We start from the raw sequence: 20,153 nt of genomic DNA, 5'->3' as shown, positions 1-20,153 counted from the left end.
GTCAGACCACCGATCCGTCGGCCGCGTCGTAGTCGACGTCTTCGTCGTCCTCGAACTGAACGGGAGCAGCTGCGCCGCCCTTGGCCCTCGTCGGACGCACTGCCTTGTATCCGACATTTCGGACTGTACCGATCAAGGACTCGTATTCGGTGCCGAGTTTCGCCCGCAGACGACGCACGTGGACGTCGACCGTCCTGGTGCCGCCGAAGAAGTCGTAGCCCCACACTTCCTGCAACAGCTGTGCCCGGGTGAATACCCGACCGGCATGCTGCGCGAGGTACTTGAGCAGCTCGAATTCCTTGTAAGTCAAATCAAGGGGCCGTCCACGCAGTCGTGCCGTGTACGTCCCCTCGTCGATAACCAGTTCGCCCAGCGTGATCTTTCCCGACGCTTCCGGACTGGCAACACCGCCGCTGCGGGCGACCAACAACCGCAATCGAGCGTCCACCTCAGCCGGACCGGTACCGGGAAGCAGGATGTCGTCCAACCCCCAGTCGGCGTTGACGGCAACGAGTCCGCCTTCGGTGAGGACGGCGACCACAGGTACTGCGGATCCTGTGCTTCCGAGCAATCGACACAACCCGCGTGCGGCAGCTAGATCAGTGCGCGCATCCACCAATGCCACGTCCGCGGAACTTGCCTCGAGTAGCGAGGAAACCTCTGTGGGGGCAGGCCGAACCGAGTGCGCCAGCAACGCCAACGCCGGTAGTACAGCTTCCGGGTTGGGGTCGGAGGTGAGGAGGAGCAGTTCCACACGGCCTCCTATCTAGTAGCCCGCGCAACCCGTGAGGGCAACGCTCGAGTAGTTCGACGCTTTTGGTCGGTCCCTACATTAGCGTGCCTGGTACCGGGGCCGTCGCATCGAACCCCGACCGGAGTCCGTCACAATGGTGCGGTGCGCAAACTGATCATCGGCATCGTCTTTCTCCTCGGCCTCGGACTGGTGGCCGATTTCGGCGCTGCCGCGTACGCCGAGTACCGGGTTTCCCGCGAGCTCCGAACCGGCGCATCACTCGAGTCGGATCCGGAGGTCACCTTCAACGGGTTCCCCTTCCTCACCCAAGCACTCGGCGGGAAATACAAGGACGTCTACGTCAGAGCTACCGGCGTCCAGAGCGACGTGGTCGGCGAAGTGACCGTCGAAGCCGACCTGCGCGGGGTCACCGTTCCCTTCTCCGACATCGTGAACGGCAATGTCACCCAGCTCCCCGTCGACAAACTCGACGGCCGGATGGGAATCAACGCCACCGACCTCGGAAAGCTGCTCAACATCCCTGACCTGCAGGTATCTTCGCCGCCGGCCAACAAGTCGGATGGCACCGGGGGCAGCGGTGGAACGGGGGCGAGCACCGCGGGGGCCGTCGTGCTGACCGGAACGGTTGCCGTCGGTCCGGTCGAGACTGCAGTGAGCGTCCAGGCCAACCTGGTTCTGGAAGGTGGGCAGGTCAAGATCGTCGCAAGCAACCTGTACTTCGGTCCGGAGGGCAAAGCCGATTTCTCGATCCCCGCAGCACTCGAACCCGTGGTCCTCGGATTGTTCAGCTACACGATCGATCCGCAGGCACTCCCCTACGGAATTCAGCCGAGCCTGGTCTACGCGGAAGGCGGAAGAATCGTGATCGAAGGCAGCGCCGAAAACACGACGATCGATCTCGCAGAGCTGCAGAACCGATGACCGGGATCACAATTCTGCTGGTCGCGCTTGTCGCCGTCGTCGCGGTCGGGCTCTTTCTCAAGTCGCGCAACGGAGCAGTCCGAGCCACCACCGCGGCATCCGGCACCACCAACAGCCGCCTCGAACTCCTGAGTTCTGCCGGAGTCTCTTCGCCGAACGGTGGGCCCGTCGTACTGCATTTCTCCGCCGACTGGTGCGGACCGTGTGCGGCAGTACGCCGCGTCGTCGGCCAGGTTGTGGTGTCGATGGCCGACGCCCCGCGTCCGCCGGTGGAGATCGAGCTCGACATCGACAAGGAACCGGCTCTGGCACGCGAAATGAGCGTCCTGTCGCTGCCCACCACGTTCATCCTCGACGGTGGCCTGGAGGAACAGTTCCGAGTGTCCGGAGTTCCGTCCGCAACCGATCTGAAAGCGGCGCTCGTACCACTATCCGGACCCCACGAGCCAAAATCCGAGAATTCGGGGTAAACTCGCCGACGTGCAAACCCGCCACGAGCTGATGCTCACCCGACGCCGCGCAGTAGACCTGTGCCGCCTCGGGGGCTGTTGCTGTACCTGTTGCTGATCACCACATCCGTCAGATCTCTCTGACCTTCGAGCTTTCGCTCACGTGATCAATCCACCGAGTGGGACTTTTGCGTCCCCTTTTCTCGGTCCAGGCAAGCACCATGCAATCCAGCGCAGGAGCACTCCCGATGTCCACAACCACAGCCCAGCTCGAGCAAGTCGACGTCCGCGGACCTCGGTTCGCCGCGTGGGTCACCACCGGCGTTCTCGTTCTCACGCTCATCCTCTCGACCTTCTCTCTGCCCGCCGCCACCGTCGTTCTCGCATTGCAGGCGATCGTCTTCGCAGTCGGAGCGGTACTCGGCCCCAAGCGCAGCCCGTACGGCCAGATCTTCGGCAAGCTCGTCACCCCGCGACTCTCGCCGGTCAGCGAACGCGAACCCGTGGCGCCGTTGCGCTTCGCTCAGTTCGTCGGCTTCGTCTTCGCGTTGGCAGGCACGGTCGGTTTCCTGGCCGGGTCGACGATCGTCGGCACCGTTGCCACCGGCTTCGCCCTGTTCGCGGCCCTGCTCAACGCCGCGTTCGGCATCTGCCTCGGCTGCCAGATCTACCCACTCGTCGCCAGGCTGCGAAATACCGGCCGCGCGACCACCGCGTGAAAACGCTTGCCACACAACCCCGCTGAACCCCTGCTAGATATCGACCGATGCAAGACCACATCGAAAGGAACACCATGGCTCGCTCCGACGTCCTAGTCTCCGCTGACTGGGCTGAGCAGAACCTCAACACCCCCAAGACCGTTTTTGTCGAGGTGGACGAGGACACCAGCGCATACGACGGCGGCCACATCGAGGGTGCAGTCAAGCTCGACTGGCGCAAGGACCTCCAGGACGGCGTCCGACGCGACTTCCTGAACCAGGAGCAGTTCTCGGACCTGCTCTCCGCCAAGGGTATTGCGAACGACGACACCGTCGTTCTCTACGGTGGCAACAACAACTGGTTCGCCGCTTACGCGTACTGGTACTTCAAGCTGTACGGCCACCAGGACATCAAGCTGATCGACGGCGGCCGCAAGAAGTGGGAACTCGACGGACGCCCGCTCTCCAAGGACGCAGTCAACCGCGAAGCCACGCAGTACAAGGCCGAGACCCCCGACTTCTCGATCCGCGCATTCCGCGACGAGGTCATCGACGCCATCGGCAGCAAGAACCTCGTCGACGTTCGTAGCCCTGACGAGTTCTCCGGCAAGATCCTCGCTCCCGCCCACCTTCCGCAGGAGCAGGCGCAGCAGCGTGGCCACGTCCCCGGAGCCATCAACATCCCGTGGAGCACCACCGCCAACGAGGACGGCACCTTCAAGTCGGACGACGACCTCACCAAGCTGTACGCGGAGAAGGGCTTCGACGACACCAAGGAAACGATCGCCTACTGCCGCATCGGCGAGCGCTCGAGCCACACCTGGTTCGTACTGCAGGAGATCCTCGGCAAGAACAACGTCAAGAACTACGACGGCAGCTGGGTCGAATACGGCTCACTCGTCGGCGCACCGATCGAATTGGGAGCCTGATCATGTGTGGAGCACCTACCCAGGGGCAGACCCTGCCTGCCGGCGTCGACGTCGAGAAGGAAACGGTCATCACCGGCCGCGTTCTCGCCGCTGACGGCCAGCCCATCGGCGGCGCATTCGTGCGTCTGCTCGACGGCTCCGGAGAGTTCACGGCCGAGGTCGTGGCATCGGGAACCGGCGATTTCCGCTTCTTCGCCGCTCCGGGTGAGTGGACCGTGCGTGCACTGTCCAGCTCGGGCAACGGCACATCCACCGTCGCTCCCGAGGGCTCGGGCGTGCACAACGTGGACGTGACCGTCAGCAAGTAATTCCTGCTTTTCCAGGCGGCCCCGCACCCCTTCGGTGCGGGGCCTTCTGCATTCCGGCTCCCGATTTTTCCGGTCGGTCGCCGCGGTCTAAGATGTACCCGTGGTCATTTTCTTCGAGGTACTCCTCGCACTCGCATCCGTCATGATCGCTTGGTTCTCCGTGTACGTCGTGTACCGCTTGGTCACCGACGAGTCGTGAGTCAGGCTCCGGATTCAGGGTCCGACGCGACCGCTGACGATTCCGCCGCTGCAGGTGCCGTGAGGCGCGGCAGCGGGGACGAAGCTGTCGCCATCGCCGTCGAGCGCTCCAAGTCGACGGCGTCGCTCAACATTCCGACCCTGCCGGACCTTCCGTTGCCAGAGGACACCGCAAACCTGCGCCTCGGCCCGGACATCAATCCCGAACTCCTCGCACTGCTCCCCCTCGTCGGCGTCTGGCGCGGCGAAGGCGAAGGGCACGACGAGACCGGCGACTACGCCTTCGGTCAGCAGATCGTCATCTCTCACGACGGCGGCCCCTACCTCAATTGGGAGTCCAGATCTTGGCGTCTTGACGCCGACGGCAAGTACGTGAGCCCTGATCTGCGCGAGAGCGGGTACTGGCGCATGGGCGGCGACGGCATCCCGGGCAGCGTCAACCAGGAAGTCGTCGAGCTCCTGCTCAGCCACAGCTCCGGCGTCGTCGAAATGTACTACGGCCGTGCGCTTACCCAGGCGTCGTGGGAACTTGCCACCGACGTGGTGATCCGCAGCCAGTCCGGTGCACTGTACGGCGGCGCGAAGCGCCTCTACGGCATCGTCGAAGGCGGCGACCTCGCGTACGTCGAAGAGCGGATCATGTCTGACGGTGGCCTGGAACCGCGCCTCTCGGCGCGGCTGACCCGCTACATCGGCTAGTTCTGCTGTGCGCCTTTATTAACCCCCGGCGGTTAATAAAGGCGCACAGCAGATCCATCCACAGGCACCGACAAATTCCACAGGCAGGCTTCGGAGCGGCATCTTCGACCGATTCCTGTCGGACCGCGATCTCACGGTATTCGCATGAACTGCGACTACATCGATCCTGATCTCCGAAGACTCTTCGACTTCCAACACGGACTCGCGACCAATAAACAACTACGCCCTTTCGGCTATTCACCGCGGCGCATCCAACATCTGGTCGAATCGGGTCAATGGACTTCCGTCCTCCACGGCGTTCAATCCAGCACCAACGGCCCACTCAACCGAGCAATGATTCTCGAGGCCGCCCTTCTGTTCGGCGGCGGAGAGACCTACCTGAGTCACCGGACTGCTGCTGAAGAGTGGGGGCTCACGCACATCGAGTCCGAACTGCCGGTCCACATCACGGTCCGATACGGCAGATCCTCACGCTGTCAGAGGCCGACGGTCAGACCCGAACGCTCCCCGGCGCGCCCCGTTCCGTTGGGGTGGTCCACTGCCCATCCCGGAGTGATCGTTCATCGTTCACGCGCTCAGGCCCACATCGGCGTTGCCACTCAGCCTGCTCGTACTTCGCTGGCCGACACCGCAATTGACCTGGCGGTTGCAGAGCCGTCGGCTCGCGACGCCGCTCGTTCTCTGGTCCGATTGGCCACGGCGTGCAAGGTGTCCCGGATGGAACTACGCACCCGAATGGAATGCCGCCGGCCGAGGCGATATGTCAAAGCGCTGTCCTCGACGTTGGACCTCTTGGATCGCGGCGTCCAGTCGGTACTCGAACATCGCTACGCAATCGAAGTCGAGCGCGCACACGGTTTACCGGAAGCGCGACGGCAATCGCCGGTCCTCGTCGATGGGAGAACTCTCTACGAGGACGTCGACTACCGCAATTGCGGTGTCGCACTGATCGTTCGACTCGACGGTTTTGCCTTCCACTCTTCTCGGGCGACTGCACTGCGGGATCGGCGGCGAGGTAACGCATCCGAACTGTCAGGCAACGCCACACTGGTCTTCGGTTGGGAGGAGGTGGAGGGGGCCTCGTGCCGAACTGCAGCCGAGGTCAGAGCGATCCTCGAGCGCGGTGGTTGGTGGGGGCCTAATCCTTGTCCACGCTGTGCGCCTTTATTAACCGCCGGGGGTTAATAAAGGCGCACGGCACGAAGCGACCCCCGAGCCACACCCACGCTTTCGCGCGGATCCCGGTCGGACTGATCGGGGGCTCGGGGGTCGGGTGGCTGCCTGGGATTCGCCGGCCGCTCACGCGGTAAGTGAATTCCATCAGCGATTGCGGCTAGCTGGCAGCCACCTCACGCGTCCGTCTGTACTTCAATTTCAGACCACCTCCTTCCTTGTGTAAAGGAGAAAGTACGCCCACTTCACGACGACGGCAACGTATTTTCCACAGAAACTTTTCCGACGCATATCACCTGGTCAGCTGCTGCGCCGTCCGGAAGTTGGTGGGTGACGACAACAACGGTTCGCGAAGAATCGACCAGCGTTGCGTCGCGACTGAGCAACTCGCGGAGCAACTGAGCGCCTGCCTCCGCGTCCATGTGCTCGGTCGGCTCGTCGAGCAGCAGCACCTCCGCAGGCGAGACGATCGCGCGTGCCAACAGCAACCGACGACGCTCACCGCCCGAAACCGCTCGCATACCGCCGACCAGGTAGGTATCGAGCCCTTCCGGCAGTTCCGACAACCAGTCGCCGAGACCAACTGCGGCAAGTGCCTTCTCCGCGTCCTCGGCGGTGAGGTCACCCCGCGCAACGCGCAGGTTCTCGAGTACCGACGTCTCGAAGAGGTGTGCGTCTTCGGCGAAGTACCCGACGTGCCTGCGCAGTTCGGCCGGATCGATATCCGAAATATCCACTGCGCCAACGCGAACTGTTCCCGCGACGGGCGGCAGCAACCCCGCCGTCGTCATCAGCGCGGTGGTCTTTCCGGATCCACTCTCCCCGACGACGGCAACGCGGGCACCGCGAGGAAGATCCACGGAGAGCGGTTCGGTCACTTTTCCCCCGGGCCAACCCGCCTGCAATGCATGCACGCTGAGAATCCCGTTCTCCGGCCACGCACGATTTCCTTCGACGTGTTCCGCGTCGGCTCGATCGAGTACCGCCATGATGCGAGCCGACGCCAGCCGCGCCTTGGTCAATGCAACTGCCGCGCTGGGCAGTATCGCGGTTCCCTCGAAAGCCGACAGCGGAAGCAGTACAAGGATTCCCATGGACATCGGTGACATGTCGGTGGTTCCGTACAGCGCAATTCCGATCAGCAGGGCACCGAGGACGCTCACGCCGATTGCCAGGGGCGTCGCAGCGGCGGCAAAGGCACTCGGTACCGCCGCGCGATCGGTTGCATCGACCACCTCGTTCTCGGCGGACACAGCCTCGCTCACCGCCTGATCCAAGCGACCTGATACTCGAAGCTCAGCGGAATGGTCGAGCGCGGTAACCGCCGACGCACTGAATCGCGCTGCGGCAGCTGAACTGTCGGCCTCCGCAAGTCGAGCAGCTCGCGCCGACAGCCAGGGCGCCGCAATCCCGGACACGGCCAGCGCAACAGCCAGAATGAGTGCGGCCGGAACCGAGATGAACAACAGGATTCCCACCGCGGCGAACGCGAGGACAACCGAAACAGCAATCGGGATCAGCGCTTTGACGACGACGTCGCCCAGCGCGTCCACGTCGGCGCCCGTACGGGAGAGCAGGTCACCGCGTCGTAGTCCGGCGGCGGCCGCGGGATCTCCCGCTGCCAACTGCTGGTAGATCCTCGACCGCGCTGCGGTGGTGCCGCGCAATGCGACGTCGTGCGTCGTCAATCGTTCGAGATAGCGGAAGACACCACGTGAGATTCCCAACGCGCGTACGGCAACCACAGCGACGCTGAGATCGAGAACGGGAGGCATCTCCCATGCGCGCGTGATCAACCATGCGGACAGCGCGGCCAAGGCGAGTGCGCTACCGAGTGTTGCCACACCGGCGGCCACCGCAGTCAGTACGCGTCGTGGTCGAAGTTCCAGTAGCCGAAGAGCACGCAGAAGCGGATCGTGAGCGTCACTTCTCATGAGCGCGCACCTCGACGATCCGGTCAGCTGCGGCGAGCACACTCGGACGGTGGCCGATCACGACGACTGTGTCGCCGCGCTCCGCCCGTGCTCTCAGAGAAGCCAACACTGTCCCTTCAGAATCGGAATCGAGGTGAGCGGTGGGTTCGTCCAGGACAAGAACTGCGCGGTCGGAGGCGAGCACGCGTGTCAGCGACAGTCGTTGTCGCTGCCCCAGCGACAAACCTGTGCCGCCGACGCCGATAACGGTCTCGACACCCGCAGGCAGCTCGGCCAATACCGCGTCGAATCCCGTCGCAGCAGCGGCGCGAGCCAATGCTTGCGCATCGACGACCCCGGTGAGATCGAGATTTTCACGAACGGTGCCGGGTAGGAGGACCGGATGCTGGGGAAGCCATGCCAACTGACTCCACCACGCGTGCTCGTCCAGGTCTCGGACATCGACGCCGGCGACCGTCACGCGGCCACTGCTCGGTTCGATCAGTCCGAGCAGCGCGTGCACTGCCGTCGACTTGCCGCAGCCGTTGGGACCGGTGAGCACGGTGATCGCCCCTGGCAACGCCACGGCGGAAAGTTGAGACGGTGCGACTCCCCCACGAGAGGTCACGCCGAGTCCGTCGAAGACGATGTCGGCACCGCGAGCGACCACCGTCGTGCTACCACCCTCCGGTGCCGCAGAATCCGCCTCGATCACCTCGAATGCCTTGTCGGCTGCTGCCATTCCGTCCTCGGCGGCGTGGAACTGGGTTCCCACCATCCGAAGCGGCAGATACACCTCGGGTGCGAGGATCAACGCGACTATCCCCGGCTCGAGTGACATGTCCCCGTACACGAGTCGCAAGCCGATGCTCACGGCCACCAATGCGACGCAGAGTGTTGCGAGCAGTTCAAGCACCATCGAGGACAGGAATGCGACGCGGAGGGCAGACATGGTCGTTCGCCGATGGGCGTCACCAAGTTCACGGACTCGCTCGGCAGGGCCTTGCTGACGACCGAGCGCTCGCAGCGTCGGCAGTCCGGCAAGTAGATCGAGCAGTTGCGAAGACAGCGTGGTCATCGCGGCCAGTGTCTTCTCCGACTTACCCTTCGTCAGCAAGCCGATGAGAATCATGAAGATCGGGATCAGCGGCAGCGTCACGAAAATGATGACCGCGGACGTCATGTCCTGCACCGCAATGACTATCAGGGTGATGGGCGTCAGTGTCACCGACAGGACCAGAGCCGGAAGGTATCCCGTCAGGTACGGGCCGAGGCCGTCGACACCGCGGGTGACCACGGTCGCGATCTCGTCACGCCGAGGATCCAGATCGCGCGGACTCATCGCCGTCGCCGACGTCAGCACGCCGTTCTTGATCTCGGCAACGACGCGAGTCGACGCCCGGTGCGCATACCTGGTCTGCAGCCAGGTCCCCAGAACCCTGACCGCCACAGCTGCGGCCAGAACAACCAATTCGGTTGTCCACGAAGAAACATCCACAGTTCGAGTGGTGATCACTCCGGCCAGCACTCGGCCGATCATGAGCGCCGCGACGATGACCATCACGACGTTCACCATCGACAGAGCGACCGTCAGGATCAGATAGCCGCGCGCAGAAGCGGAATGTCGCCACAGCCGCGGGTCGATCGGCCCCCGGCGACGCTCCCGAGTGGTGGGAGCGTCGCCTACTTCGATAGTCACGTGAATTCGACCGTCAGTTCTTTCGTGTTTCGAATCTTTTGTGATTGCGGGTTTGCCACTACCACGTCTTCTCCTTGAATCGCAGACCGATCGACGCCGGAATCTGCTTGGAGGAGATGCGCTGTCGGAACACCCAGTACGTCCAACCCTGGTAGATGATCACCACCGGCGTCATGAATGCCGCGGCCCACGTCATCACCTTGAGCGTGTACGGACTCGACGACGCGTTCTCGATGGTCAGGCTGTACGCCGGATCGAGCGTCGACGGCATGACGTTCGGGAACAGCGAGGCGAACAGCAGCACGACGGTGGCGATGACGGCCACACAGGTGAGAACGAAAGCCCAGCCTTCTCGCTCGGCCCGCGTCAGGAAGACGACGCCGATCAGTGCAGCAGCAGCGGCGGCTACCAGAATCCACGTCCATCCCTTGCCGTAGGCGAGCTGCGTCCACAGGACGAATCCGCCGGCGACTGGAATAGCCGGAATTGCGAGTCGTGCAGCAATTTTCACTGCGTCTTCACGAACCTCGTCGGCACTCTTGAGTGCCAGGAACACAGCGCCGTGGAGAGCGAACACCAGCGCGGTGGTCAGACCGCCGAGCAGTGCGTACGGGTTGAGCAGATCGAAAAATCCCGACTCGACCTGCTTGTCGGCGTTGATCGCCACGCCCCGAACGATGTTCGCGAAAGCCACGCCCCAGAGAACTGCCGGGACCCAGGAGCCGAAGATGATGCCCCAGTCGCAGCGCTGACGCCATTTGTCGTCGTCGATCTTGCTTCGCCATTCGATGGCACAGATTCGAACGATCAAGGCCACCAGGATGATCAGCAGCGGCAGATAGAACCCGGAGAACAATGTCGCGTACCACTCCGGGAATGCCGCGAACATCGCGCCACCGGCGGTGATCAGCCACACCTCGTTGCCGTCCCACACCGGGCCGATCGTGTTGAGCGCCACCCGTCGACGCGTATCTGCCGGGAGGTCACTGCCTCTGCCGACGATCGGCATGAGCATTCCGACACCGAAGTCGAACCCTTCGAGGACGAAGTAACCGATGAAGAGCACTGCGACGAGCACGAACCATACTTCTTGAAGTCCCATGATCGCCTCCTAGTACGCGAACGACAGTTGTTTGGGCTTGTCCGGATCTTCCGGCTCGTCATGATCCGTATCGCCCGGTGGATGCATGTCGTGCTCCAACGGACCTTCCTTCGCGTACCGCACGATCAGCTTGAACCAGACAACACCCAGCGCTCCGTACAGGAGGGTGAAGGTGATCAGCGAAGCCCAGACGGTAGCCGACGCGTGGTCCGAAACACCTTGGTCGACAGTCAGTCTGATCATGTCGACGCCGGTCGGATTGGGATGCACCACCCAGGGCTGACGGCCCATCTCGGTGAAGATCCAGCCCGCGCTGTTCGCCATGAACGGAGTGGGAATCGCGACGAGACTGAGGATTCCGAACCACTTTTGGTCCGGGACCCGCCCCTTACGTGTGACCCACAGTCCCGCGAGAGCCAGTGCTGCCGAACCGGCGGCGAGGCCGATCATGGCGCGGAAAGACCAGTACGTGACAAAGAGATTCGGTCGGTAGTTGCCCGGTCCGAAGTCCTGCTCCGCCTGCTCCTGCAGTTGGTTCACGCCTTGCAGTTCGACGCCGGTGAACTTGCCCTCGGCCAACCACGACAAAGCGTATGGCACCTTTATTACGTGAGTCACGCTGTCGCAGTTGTTGTGAGTTCCGATGGTCAGGAGTGAGAAATCGGGATCCATCTCGGTCTCGCACAGCGACTCTGCCGACGCCATCTTCATCGGCTGCTGCTGGAACATGAGCTTGCCTTGGACGTCACCGGTGTAGATGATGCCGATTCCGGCCACGATCATGACGAGCAAGGCGAATCGTGTTGCCGGACGGTACATCGTGCGCGCATCGGATTCGAGGCGCTCTGCTTCGGCGGCCTCAGCCTGCTTGGCGCGGCGCATGTTCCGCACCATCCACCAACCACTGATGCCGGCAACAAACGTCGCCGCCGTCAGGAAGGCGCCGGCAACCGCGTGCGGGAAGGCAGCGAGAGCGGTGTTGTTGGTCAACAACTCCCAGATGCTGGTGAGTTCGGCACGACCCGTCTCAGGGTTGTACGTCGCACCGACCGGATGCTGCATGAACGAGTTGGCCGCGATGATGAAGAACGCCGACGCGTTGACGCCGATCGCCACGAGCCAAATGCACGCCAGGTGTACAAGTTTGGGAAGCCTGCCCCAACCGAAGATCCACAGTCCGATGAAGACGGACTCCATGAAGAAGGCGACCAGGCCTTCCAACGCGAGTGGAGCTCCGAACACGTCGCCGACGAATCGCGAGTACTCGCTCCAGTTCATGCCGAACTGGAACTCCTGCACGATGCCGGTGGCTACACCGAGTGCGAAGTTGATGAGAAAGAGCTTGCCGAAAAACTTGGTGAGCCGATACCAGTGGTCCTTTTTGGTGACCACCCACATCGTCTGCATGATCGCGATCATCGGTGCAAGTCCGATGGTCAGCGGAACAAGGATGAAGTGGTAGACGGTAGTGATACCGAACTGCCACCTGGAGACGTCCAAAGTATCCATTGGCTACTCCGAGAGTAGGGCCCTGGGACAGGCTTCGGGGTTCGAGACGCGGGCAGTCGCTCGGCCCCTGCGGACACGGTACTGCTGTCCGGTTTGGACCGCAGGACTTTGCTACTACCAAATGTAGTAGAGACCTGTCGCGATTCCTATTCGCCTATCGCCCTGCTGAATCCGAATCAATTGCACGTTCAACCAATTCCGCGAATTCCTCGGAGACCTTCGGCTCTGGCAATGCGAGCCCGTCGAGTGTATGGACGCGTGCGGCCAGCGTGACGCTCGAAACCATCCACACTCCGTCGGCCGCAATCAAATCCGCAGGTCGGAGGGTTTCGTATCGGCAATCGAAGCGAGCACTGCCGGCAACGTCGAACAGAGCACGCTGCGTCGTACCCATCAAAATGCCCTGTGCGGGAGGCGGTGTGATCAAAGTCCTGTCCCGAACGATCACCACCGTCGAGCGTGGCCCCTCCAACACATTGCCCTCGGAACTGACGAAGATCACATCGTCGGCACCCAAATTCGCCGCATATCGGAGCGCTGCCATGTTGGTTGCGTAGGACAACGTCTTCGCGCCCAGTAGCTGCCAGGGTGCCCGGGCAGAGAGATCGACCGAGAAACCTCGCTCGAGAGTCATCACCGACAGCCCCGATTCGCGGACCTGTCTGACCCGATCAGCCACCGGACCGACCATCACGAAGGCTGTCGGCTTGTCACCGCTCTCACGGCCGCGGGTCAGAACAAGACGAAGAGCGCCTTCCTTCTCTGTCCCCCACTCCTCGGCTGCCATCTCGATCGCCAGACGCCAGTCATCGAGAACGGGGGCGGGCAGACCCAGTGCCCGCGCGCTCAGAACCAGTCGACTCAGATGTCCCTCGACCACCCGCGCCCTACCGTCGCGCACCAACAGCGTCTCGAAGACTCCGTCGCCGCGCACCACCGCCAGGTCGTCGGCGTGCAGAAACGGTGCGTCAGCATCGAGCACCTCATGGTCGAGAGTCACCAATACGCGATCAGGCATGCCATCAACCCTAACGATCCGCCAAGCCGCCGGGGCCGCCCTGTAACCGCGATCCCGCCCACACTCCTAGACTGGTCTTGTGGTCGACAACGCTCTTGTGCCCAACAGCCCACTTCTGACTTCCCCCGGCGCGGTCACCGCACCGGACGGTTCGGCCGACATCGGTGTCGCATGGCACTACGGCGATCCCCTCGGTGAACAGCGAACCGCGCAGCGCGCAGCAGTGGTGGTCGACCGCAGTCACAGATTCGTGATCGCCATTCCCGGCGACGAACGCCTCACGTGGCTGCACACGATTTCGAGCCAGCACATCGCCGCGCTCCCCGACGGCAAGAGTGCCGAGAACCTGAGCCTGGATGTCAACGGACGCGTCGAGCACCACTTCGTGCAGACGGACCTGGCCGGTGTCACCTGGATCGACACCGAAGCCGACCGCGGACCCGACCTCCTCTCCTTCTTGAAGAAGATGGTGTTCTGGTCCAAGGCCGAACCTCGGGACGGCAACGAACGCGCGGTCCTGAGCCTGGTCGGTCCCGAATCCCCGGCTGTCCTCTCCGCGATCGGCGTGCAGACACCAACCGATGCCTACGACGCTCTCGCGCTGGCCGACGGCGGGTTCGTCCGCCGCATGCCGTGGCCCACCGAGGACTCTTTCGATCTGCTCGTCCCACGTGAGCAACTGGCGGCATGGTGGACCAAGCTGACCGATGCCGGTGCCAAGCCCGCCGGAAGTTGGGCCTTCGAGGCGCTCCGCGTCGAAGCGAGGAGGCCTCGCCTCGGACTGGACACCGACGAGCGGACGATCCCGCACGAGGTCCACTGGATCGGCGGGCCGGCCGAACACGGCGCCGTCCACCTCGACAAGGGCTGCTACCGCGGTCAGGAAACCGTCGCCCGGGTTCACAATCTCGGCAAGCCCCCGCGCCATCTCGTCATGTTGCACCTCGACGGCAGCGCCGAAGCGGTCCCGGAACCGGGTGACCCGATCACGGCGGGCGGACGGGCAGTCGGACGTGTCGGGACCGTCGTCAATCATCACGAACTCGGCCCCATCGCGCTCGCTCTGATCAAGCGCAACATTCCGGTCGACACCGAACTGATGGCCGGCCCCAGCGCTGCGTCCATCGATCCGGATTCGATCGTCGCGGACGACGCACCCCAGGCCGGACGTGAGGCTGTCAACCGATTGCGCGGAAAGTGACGGGCATGGTCGACGCGGTCTGCGTCGTCCACACCGAACGTGACAGTGGCGTCAGGCGAGTCCCCCGGACCGCGATCGACAAGCGTCCCGTCGACGGCCGCGTCGCGGTGGGACGACTCGGTCTGGGTGGCGACTACGTCTGCGACACCGAATTCCACGGCGGCGCCTTCCAAGCTGTCTACGCGTATCAGCGCGACGAAGCGCAGCGATGGTCGGACGAGTTGGGCCGACCGCTCGCCCCGGGGTGGTTCGGCGAGAACCTCCACATCAGCGGAATGCTCGTCACGGACGCCGTGATCGGCGAGCGTTGGCACATCACCGGAGCCGAGGCGTCGGACGTTCTCGAACTCGAGGTAACCGCTCCCCGCGTCCCGTGCGGCACCTTCGGCATCTGGGCCGCGGAAAAGGGCTGGGTCAAAAGATTCACCGAGCGGACCGACGTCGGCGCATACCTTCGCGTCAACCGGACCGGCACGATCGCCGCGGGCGACTCGGTCACCCGAGTCCACGTACCGGATCACGGCGTGACTGTTCGAGAGGTCTTCGCCGGAACCGACCCCGAGAGACTCCGACGGCTCCTCGCAGAACACACCGATCTTGCACCGAACGTCGCCGTGCGCGTCCAGAGGTTCATCGAACAAGCAGAAGCGCAGGTGCACTCGTGAGTATCGAATTGGTGGAAGTGGTCCGCTCCGGATTCCGCGAATGCGTGCATCGCGGATCGGCCGTCATTCTCGGCGCCGACGGCGAGGTCGTTGTCGGACTCGGGGAGATTCACACACCCATCTACCCGCGCTCGGCGAACAAGCCGCTGCAAGCCGTCGCTGCGCTTCGTAACGGCTTTGCACCCACCAGTCCGGAAGAGTTGGCCGTCGCGTCGTCCTCACATGCGGGCGAGGCCGATCACATCGAACTGGTCGCCGCGCTTCTCGCGCGCTACCAACTCGGTGTCGACCAGTTGCAGTGCCCCTCCGATCTGCCGGGCAACGAACTGGCCCGAGCCGAACTGATCGCAGCGGGCGAACTTCCCAGTCCGATCTACATGACCTGCTCGGGCAAGCACTCCGCGATGCTCGCGACGTGCGTCGTGAACGACTGGCCGCTCGAGACGTACATGGAGCCGACCCATCCCCTCCAACTCGCGATCCAGGAGACGATCTTCGATCTCAGCGGCGAGGAAGAGCAGGAACTCGGCATCGACGGTTGTGGTCTCCCGATCGTCCCGCTTTCGCTCACGAACCTGGCTCGGGCATTCGGACGCCTGCCCTCGGCTGAGCCGGACTCCCCTGAACGGGCTGTGGCCGACGCGGTCCGCGAAAACCCCTTCCTCGTCTCGGGCACGGGCCGCAACGATCAGCGCCTGATGTCCGCCGTGCCGGGTCTGTTCTCCAAGACCGGATACGACGGCATCTACGCCGGAGCGCTTCCCGACGGTTCCGCTTTCGCCCTCAAGATCGACGACGGCCACGAGCGGGCGCTCCTGCCATTGGCGGCAGCTCTGCTCAAGCGAATGAACACCGAGTGGACCGAGGAATTGGCGGCTCTCGCATCCGCTCCGGTCTTCGGCGGGGACGCCCGAGTGGGGACGATTCGCGCAATTCCCGGAAACTTCTGAGCAGTTCTCACAAAGTTCTGACGAGTTCTTTCAGCATCCTGGCAGCTCGCGGCCATAGTGAGAGCAATCAGACACGGCGGTGAGGCGTTCGTGGAAGCGGAAGCGACTTTTCCACGCTAGAGTGTGTGTCAGGAAACTTACACACTCAAACGGGGCCGCCAAATTCCCCAGGCCGCCCCGCGAAAGCGCGAGGGGGTCAGCCATGGGCCGCGGCCGGGCTAAGGCAAAGCAGACCAAGGTTGCACGCGAATTGAAATACAGCGTACCGACCACGGATTTCGACAGCCTGCAAAGAGAGCTCGCAGGTGGATCGACCAACTCGCATCGGAGCAGTGTCCGATCGGACCAGACTTCCGATAGGGAAGGGCATGCGCGAGAGGACGACTACGACGACTGGCGGCGTTGACCGCGCACTGCCATCGCGCAGACTGTGAAATGAGGAAGAGCTGATCGCTCTTCCTCATTTTTGCGTTCCATTTTCTGCCTCGCGCCTGCTTGTATGGACACACAAAACTGCCCCACCGGATCTCTCCGATGGGGCAGCTGACGTTGCGGTCTAGAAGCGCGGGTGGTCTCCGGCCAGGAACGCACGCTCTGCAGCGGCGTCCGACGCCTTCTTGACGCTACCGAGCGTCCAGCAGTCGATGTGGCGTGCAGTCAGGACGGCAAGTGCGCGGTCGACGTCCTCGGGCGCCACGACGGCAACCATGCCGACGCCCATGTTGAAGGTCTGCTCCATCTCGGCGCGCTCGACGCGTCCGCGCTGCGCGATCATCGCGAACACCGGAGCGGGGCTCCAGGTTCCGCGATCGAGTTCGGCGACCAAGCCCTTGGGCATGACGCGCGCGAGGTTGTTGGCAAGGCCGCCACCCGTGACGTGGCAGAACGTGCGCACGTCGGTCTCGGCAGCGAGTGCCAGGCAGTCCTTGGCGTAGATCTTGGTGGGCTCGAGCAGTTCTTCACCGAGCGTGCGGCCGAACTCGTCGACGTGTGCGCTCAGGTTCATGCGGTCGATCTCGAGCAGGACCTTGCGGGCCAGCGAGTAACCGTTGGAGTGAAGTCCCGACGAGCCCATGGCGATGACGACGTCGCCGGGGCGAACGCGGTCCGGTCCGAGCAGCTTCTCGGCCTCCACGACACCGACGCCGGTGGCGGAGAGGTCGTAGTCACCGTCAGCCATGATGCCGGGGTGCTCGGCGGTCTCGCCTCCGAGGAGAGCGCAACCGGCCTGGATGCAGCCCTCGGCGATGCCGCTGACCAATTCCGCGACGCGCTCGGGGATGACCCGGCCGACAGCGATGTAGTCCTGAAGGAACAGCGGCTCGGCGCCACAGACGACGAGGTCGTCGACAACCATGGCGACGAGGTCGAGTCCGACCGTGTCGTGCTTGTCCATCGCCTGCGCGACAGCGAGCTTGGTTCCGACGCCGTCGGTCGATGCGGCGAGCAGCGGCTCCTTGTAGTCACCCTTGAGGGAGAACAAGCCGGCGAAACCACCGAGGCCACCCATGACCTCGGGGCGGCTGGCCTTCTTGGCCAGAGGGGCGAAGAGTTCCACCGCCCGGTCGCCTGCGGCGATATCGACTCCTGCTGCCGCGTAGGAGGCGCCTGCGGTGCGGTGACTGTCCTCGGTCATCGGGTTACTACTCCAGCCTTGTATTTCTCGCGAGCACGTATTGCTCGTGCACAGGTAAGTGGTCTTGCAATGTGAAGTGTTTGCAATCCTCGTGACGCGAGATGGATCGTTCGACTCGAGACCCAGAGCGCGCACACAAATACCGACGATTACGCCCATACGCTACCGGACCGGCCCCCTCGGTGAGACCTCGCGTACCCCGAGACGTCAGTTCTGCAGCCGCGCACCGATCGAGGAGTGCAGCGCTCGCAGACTGTTCTGCCCGAGTGCAACGGTCTCGGATTCGATGTGTTTGAGGAGGTGCCCGTCGTGGACGACCTTCTCGCTCGACTGGATCAGCACCGTGCCGGCTCCGGTGAAATCGAACTGGCGTTCTTCACCGGTATTCGCGCCGAACATGCTTCCCCGAACCGCGCCCAGGAAGCTCTGCATCCAGTCCGCATCGAAGTGATGGGACGGCGACGGGCAGTCGGCCCAACCCACCAACGCCTTTGGGTCGATGCGCAGCGGCGGCTCCGCGAACATGACCGGGCCGTTGGACGACGCCAGGAACTTGCCCGTTCCCAGCAGCGTCAAAAAGCCTGGGACGATGGACTGTTTGAGGTCCAGGCTCGTCTCGAAGGCGAGGAGATTGGCCGCGCGAATCGTGAGGTTGCCGTCGTCGAGGTCGTAGGAATTGATGTTGAATCCGCGGTCGCCGAGGATCAACTTGCCCTGCCCCTGGGCGAGCACCCAGTCGTCCGCGTAGAGCGGCGAAGAGAACCTGGCCGCGACGATCGCCGTCATGCTCGTGCGCCCGAGCGGCTCGAAGTTGATGTTTCCGTAGTACGCGATCATCGCGCCCTTGGACGTGAACCACGGTTGTCCGGCCATCTCGACGCAGAAGGCGTAGTCGTTGCCCGGGACGTTGTCGTTGGCGGGCAGAGTTGCCGGATTGTGAATTTCGATACCCATGCTCTTTGCCCTCTCAGAACTTCTGCTCGGACGCCTGGACCCAGACGGTGCCGGCGCCGGTCATCTTCAGCTGGATGGACTCCCCCGAGCCCTTGCCGACGGCCTCGCGCCAGCCGACGTTCGCGGAGATGTCGACGTTGATCTGACCGATGTGGCACACGTATGCCTGCGGGTCGACGACGACCTGAGGATTGTTCGGACCGACCTGCAACGGAATCGCGCCCCCGTGCGAGAGAACCGCGACGCTTCCCTGTCCGTGCAACTGCGTCGTGAACAGCCCTTGACCGGTCATCGCTCCGCGTACCGCTCCGCGCACACCGCCCTGCGACGTGAGAGCGACTATCGAACTCTGGAGGTAACCGTCGTGTGCGAGGAGTCGGTCGGCTTCGACGGTGAGCATCGACGAACCGTCGAGGTGGATGACCTCGACATACAAACCGGCGTGCCCGTAGAAGACCTCACCGTTTCCCTCGGCCGCCATCATGCGTGCATGCTCGCCGGACATCATGCGGCCGGCCATCCCGGCGATACCGCCCATGTTCGGCATGGCGCCTGGCCCACCGCCCATGCTGTGCGGGATGAAGCGGACGTCACCGGTGTAGTAGAGCATCGACCCGGTGCGGGCGAGCACGTTCTGGCCAGGCGCGAGGGTCGACTTGACGACCTTGCTGTTCACCAATTCCAACGGCATGGTTCAGCGCTCCTCGGGCTGGATGTAGACGACTCCGGATCCGTCGAATCGCAGCGAGAACGCTTCACCGCTGCCACCGCCGATCGCGGAGCGCCAGGTGACGTCGGTGACGAAGCTCTGGTTGAGCTGGCCGCGGTGAGCGACGAATGCGTCGGGATCGGCAACCAGCGGATACTGCGGGCTGACTTCGAGCGCGATGATCGGTCCGCCCTTCGACAGCACGGCCACCAGACCGGTGCCGCTGACGACCGTCGTGAACAAGCCCTGTCCGGAACCTGCGCCGCGGAGGCCGGCAAATTTCACATCGGTTCGCAGCTGTCCGACCAGTGCGAGCAACTGTGACGCTTCCACGTGCAGAGCGTCGTTGTCGAGTTCGATGATCGTGATGTCCTGGGCGTCGACCGCGAAGTAGACGGTGCCTTGTCCGCTGACTTCCATCAGGGACAGTGATTCACCTGCCGCCTTCTGTTTCAGCGCGGCACGTAACCCTCCGCCACCGCCCATACCGGCGTTCTTGAAGGTGATCGCACCCTCGTACGCCACCATCGAACCGTTGATCGCTTTGATGGTGTCCCCCACCAGGTCTGCGACCAGTACCCGGTGCCCATCCATTCTCAGTTGCGCCACGGAGGGCACTATGCCAGATGCTCACGACGTATGCCGTGTCGTCGAACGGAAAGTCGTGG

Annotated in this window: 22 protein-coding genes; 12 read left to right on the top strand and 10 right to left on the bottom strand. The window is 63.5% G+C overall.

Going from position 1 to position 20,153, the window contains the following annotated elements; translation table 11 throughout:
- Window position 1: 1 nt before the first annotated feature.
- The gene (locus QM596_RS05680) at window positions 2–754 is read right to left on the bottom strand and encodes a winged helix-turn-helix transcriptional regulator (protein ID WP_003939728.1); all 753 of its coding nucleotides are present in this window, start codon (window positions 752–754) and stop codon (window positions 2–4) included.
- Between the two features lie 141 nt (window positions 755–895).
- On the opposite strand from QM596_RS05680, the gene QM596_RS05675 reads away from it, so the two are divergent.
- The 8 genes from QM596_RS05675 to QM596_RS05645 all read left to right on the top strand — a co-directional run bounded on the left by QM596_RS05675 (window position 896) and on the right by QM596_RS05645 (window position 6,141).
- A complete protein-coding gene (locus QM596_RS05675; protein ID WP_003939847.1) occupies window positions 896–1,675 on the top strand; it encodes an LmeA family phospholipid-binding protein in 780 nt (259 codons plus the stop codon).
- Window positions 1,672–2,145 carry a thioredoxin family protein gene (locus QM596_RS05670; RefSeq protein ID WP_283308350.1) on the top strand — a complete coding sequence of 158 codons (474 nt, stop codon included), beginning with the start codon at window positions 1,672–1,674 and terminating at the stop codon, window positions 2,143–2,145. The genes QM596_RS05675 and QM596_RS05670 overlap by 4 nt, the downstream gene beginning before the upstream one ends.
- A 10-nt stretch (window positions 2,146–2,155) precedes the next feature.
- Window positions 2,156–2,242 carry a putative leader peptide gene (locus QM596_RS29770; RefSeq protein WP_350318872.1) on the top strand — a complete coding sequence of 29 codons (87 nt, stop codon included), beginning with the start codon at window positions 2,156–2,158 and terminating at the stop codon, window positions 2,240–2,242.
- Window positions 2,243–2,372: 130 nt separating this feature from the next.
- A complete protein-coding gene (locus tag QM596_RS05665) occupies window positions 2,373–2,843 on the top strand; it encodes a DUF4395 domain-containing protein (protein WP_134999855.1) in 471 nt (156 codons plus the stop codon).
- A gap of 74 nt (window positions 2,844–2,917) precedes the next feature.
- Window positions 2,918–3,751 carry a sulfurtransferase gene (locus QM596_RS05660; protein ID WP_020908929.1) on the top strand — a complete coding sequence of 278 codons (834 nt, stop codon included), beginning with the start codon at window positions 2,918–2,920 and terminating at the stop codon, window positions 3,749–3,751.
- Window positions 3,752–3,753: 2 nt separating this feature from the next.
- On the top strand, window positions 3,754–4,059 hold the full coding sequence (locus tag QM596_RS05655) for a DUF1416 domain-containing protein (RefSeq protein ID WP_003939797.1): 306 nt from the start codon (window positions 3,754–3,756) through the stop codon (window positions 4,057–4,059).
- Window positions 4,060–4,317: 258 nt separating this feature from the next.
- Entirely contained in the window at window positions 4,318–4,956 is a 639-nt protein-coding gene (locus QM596_RS05650; protein ID WP_172932741.1) for a heme-binding beta-barrel domain-containing protein, read from the top strand.
- Between the two features lie 144 nt (window positions 4,957–5,100).
- Complete coding sequence (locus tag QM596_RS05645; RefSeq protein WP_283308348.1) at window positions 5,101–6,141, top strand: type IV toxin-antitoxin system AbiEi family antitoxin domain-containing protein; 1,041 nt, start codon at window positions 5,101–5,103, stop codon at window positions 6,139–6,141.
- A 233-nt stretch (window positions 6,142–6,374) separates the two neighbouring features.
- Here QM596_RS05645 and cydC read toward each other — a convergent pair whose 3' ends face one another.
- The 5 genes from cydC to QM596_RS05620 form a co-directional block, all read right to left on the bottom strand.
- Window positions 6,375–8,063, bottom strand: coding sequence for a thiol reductant ABC exporter subunit CydC (gene cydC / locus QM596_RS05640; RefSeq protein ID WP_283308347.1), 1,689 nt, complete (start codon window positions 8,061–8,063; stop codon window positions 6,375–6,377).
- Window positions 8,053–9,741 carry a thiol reductant ABC exporter subunit CydD gene (gene cydD, locus QM596_RS05635; protein WP_283308346.1) on the bottom strand — a complete coding sequence of 563 codons (1,689 nt, stop codon included), beginning with the start codon at window positions 9,739–9,741 and terminating at the stop codon, window positions 8,053–8,055. The genes cydC and cydD overlap by 11 nt, the downstream gene beginning before the upstream one ends.
- A gap of 58 nt (window positions 9,742–9,799) precedes the next feature.
- Complete coding sequence (cydB, locus tag QM596_RS05630) at window positions 9,800–10,843, bottom strand: cytochrome d ubiquinol oxidase subunit II (protein ID WP_003939727.1); 1,044 nt, start codon at window positions 10,841–10,843, stop codon at window positions 9,800–9,802.
- A 9-nt stretch (window positions 10,844–10,852) separates the two neighbouring features.
- Window positions 10,853–12,352: a cytochrome ubiquinol oxidase subunit I gene (locus QM596_RS05625; RefSeq protein WP_019745096.1), complete on the bottom strand. Its 1,500-nt coding sequence runs from the start codon at window positions 12,350–12,352 to the stop codon at window positions 10,853–10,855.
- A gap of 154 nt (window positions 12,353–12,506) precedes the next feature.
- The gene (locus tag QM596_RS05620; protein WP_019745097.1) at window positions 12,507–13,370 is read right to left on the bottom strand and encodes an aminodeoxychorismate lyase; all 864 of its coding nucleotides are present in this window, start codon (window positions 13,368–13,370) and stop codon (window positions 12,507–12,509) included.
- A 79-nt stretch (window positions 13,371–13,449) separates the two neighbouring features.
- Between QM596_RS05620 and ygfZ the strand changes: the two genes are divergently transcribed.
- From ygfZ to QM596_RS05600, 4 genes are all read left to right on the top strand, one after another.
- A complete protein-coding gene (gene ygfZ / locus QM596_RS05615) occupies window positions 13,450–14,571 on the top strand; it encodes a CAF17-like 4Fe-4S cluster assembly/insertion protein YgfZ (protein ID WP_283308344.1) in 1,122 nt (373 codons plus the stop codon).
- A complete protein-coding gene (locus QM596_RS05610) occupies window positions 14,568–15,236 on the top strand; it encodes an MOSC domain-containing protein (RefSeq protein WP_411742458.1) in 669 nt (222 codons plus the stop codon). The genes ygfZ and QM596_RS05610 overlap by 4 nt, the downstream gene beginning before the upstream one ends.
- Complete coding sequence (locus tag QM596_RS05605; RefSeq protein WP_003940365.1) at window positions 15,233–16,186, top strand: asparaginase; 954 nt, start codon at window positions 15,233–15,235, stop codon at window positions 16,184–16,186. Before QM596_RS05610 ends, QM596_RS05605 begins: the two co-directional genes overlap by 4 nt.
- A gap of 202 nt (window positions 16,187–16,388) precedes the next feature.
- Entirely contained in the window at window positions 16,389–16,592 is a 204-nt protein-coding gene (locus tag QM596_RS05600) for a DUF3073 domain-containing protein (protein ID WP_003940337.1), read from the top strand.
- A 150-nt stretch (window positions 16,593–16,742) separates the two neighbouring features.
- On the opposite strand, the gene purM is transcribed toward QM596_RS05600, so the two are convergent.
- The 4 genes from purM to QM596_RS05580 all read right to left on the bottom strand — a co-directional run bounded on the left by purM (window position 16,743) and on the right by QM596_RS05580 (window position 20,079).
- Window positions 16,743–17,822, bottom strand: coding sequence for a phosphoribosylformylglycinamidine cyclo-ligase (purM, locus tag QM596_RS05595; protein WP_003940225.1), 1,080 nt, complete (start codon window positions 17,820–17,822; stop codon window positions 16,743–16,745).
- A gap of 207 nt (window positions 17,823–18,029) precedes the next feature.
- Entirely contained in the window at window positions 18,030–18,776 is a 747-nt protein-coding gene (locus tag QM596_RS05590) for an AIM24 family protein (RefSeq protein WP_283308341.1), read from the bottom strand.
- A 13-nt stretch (window positions 18,777–18,789) separates the two neighbouring features.
- Entirely contained in the window at window positions 18,790–19,467 is a 678-nt protein-coding gene (locus tag QM596_RS05585; RefSeq protein WP_003939918.1) for an AIM24 family protein, read from the bottom strand.
- Between the two features lie 3 nt (window positions 19,468–19,470).
- On the bottom strand, window positions 19,471–20,079 hold the full coding sequence (locus QM596_RS05580; RefSeq protein WP_020970622.1) for an AIM24 family protein: 609 nt from the start codon (window positions 20,077–20,079) through the stop codon (window positions 19,471–19,473).
- Window positions 20,080–20,153 lie beyond the last annotated feature (74 nt).

It is taken from the genome of Rhodococcus sp. IEGM 1406 (assembly GCF_030056745.1).
GTDB classification, from domain to species: Bacteria; Actinomycetota; Actinomycetes; order Mycobacteriales; family Mycobacteriaceae; genus Rhodococcus_F; species Rhodococcus_F erythropolis.
This window is presented reverse-complemented; position numbering and strand designations above follow the sequence as displayed.

Bases quoted from the DNA above. Each gene is read 5' to 3' on its own strand.
- QM596_RS05590 (WP_283308341.1), bottom strand. From the start codon at position 18,776: ATGGGTATCGAAATTCACAATCCGGCAACTCTGCCCGCCAACGACAAC.
- QM596_RS05585 (WP_003939918.1), bottom strand. From the start codon at position 19,467: ATGCCGTTGGAATTGGTGAACAGCAAGGTCGTCAAGTCGACCCTCGCG.
- QM596_RS05645 (WP_283308348.1), top strand. From the start codon at position 5,101: ATGAACTGCGACTACATCGATCCTGATCTCCGAAGACTCTTCGACTTC.
- QM596_RS05660 (WP_020908929.1), top strand. From the start codon at position 2,918: ATGGCTCGCTCCGACGTCCTAGTCTCCGCTGACTGGGCTGAGCAGAAC.
- QM596_RS05580 (WP_020970622.1), bottom strand. From the start codon at position 20,079: ATGGATGGGCACCGGGTACTGGTCGCAGACCTGGTGGGGGACACCATC.
- QM596_RS05670 (WP_283308350.1), top strand. From the start codon at position 1,672: ATGACCGGGATCACAATTCTGCTGGTCGCGCTTGTCGCCGTCGTCGCG.
- QM596_RS05665 (WP_134999855.1), top strand. From the start codon at position 2,373: ATGTCCACAACCACAGCCCAGCTCGAGCAAGTCGACGTCCGCGGACCT.
- purM (WP_003940225.1), bottom strand. From the start codon at position 17,822: ATGACCGAGGACAGTCACCGCACCGCAGGCGCCTCCTACGCGGCAGCA.
- QM596_RS05625 (WP_019745096.1), bottom strand. From the start codon at position 12,352: ATGGATACTTTGGACGTCTCCAGGTGGCAGTTCGGTATCACTACCGTC.
- QM596_RS05655 (WP_003939797.1), top strand. From the start codon at position 3,754: ATGTGTGGAGCACCTACCCAGGGGCAGACCCTGCCTGCCGGCGTCGAC.
- cydB (WP_003939727.1), bottom strand. From the start codon at position 10,843: ATGGGACTTCAAGAAGTATGGTTCGTGCTCGTCGCAGTGCTCTTCATC.
- QM596_RS05620 (WP_019745097.1), bottom strand. From the start codon at position 13,370: ATGCCTGATCGCGTATTGGTGACTCTCGACCATGAGGTGCTCGATGCT.
- cydC (WP_283308347.1), bottom strand. From the start codon at position 8,063: ATGAGAAGTGACGCTCACGATCCGCTTCTGCGTGCTCTTCGGCTACTG.
- QM596_RS05600 (WP_003940337.1), top strand. From the start codon at position 16,389: ATGGGCCGCGGCCGGGCTAAGGCAAAGCAGACCAAGGTTGCACGCGAA.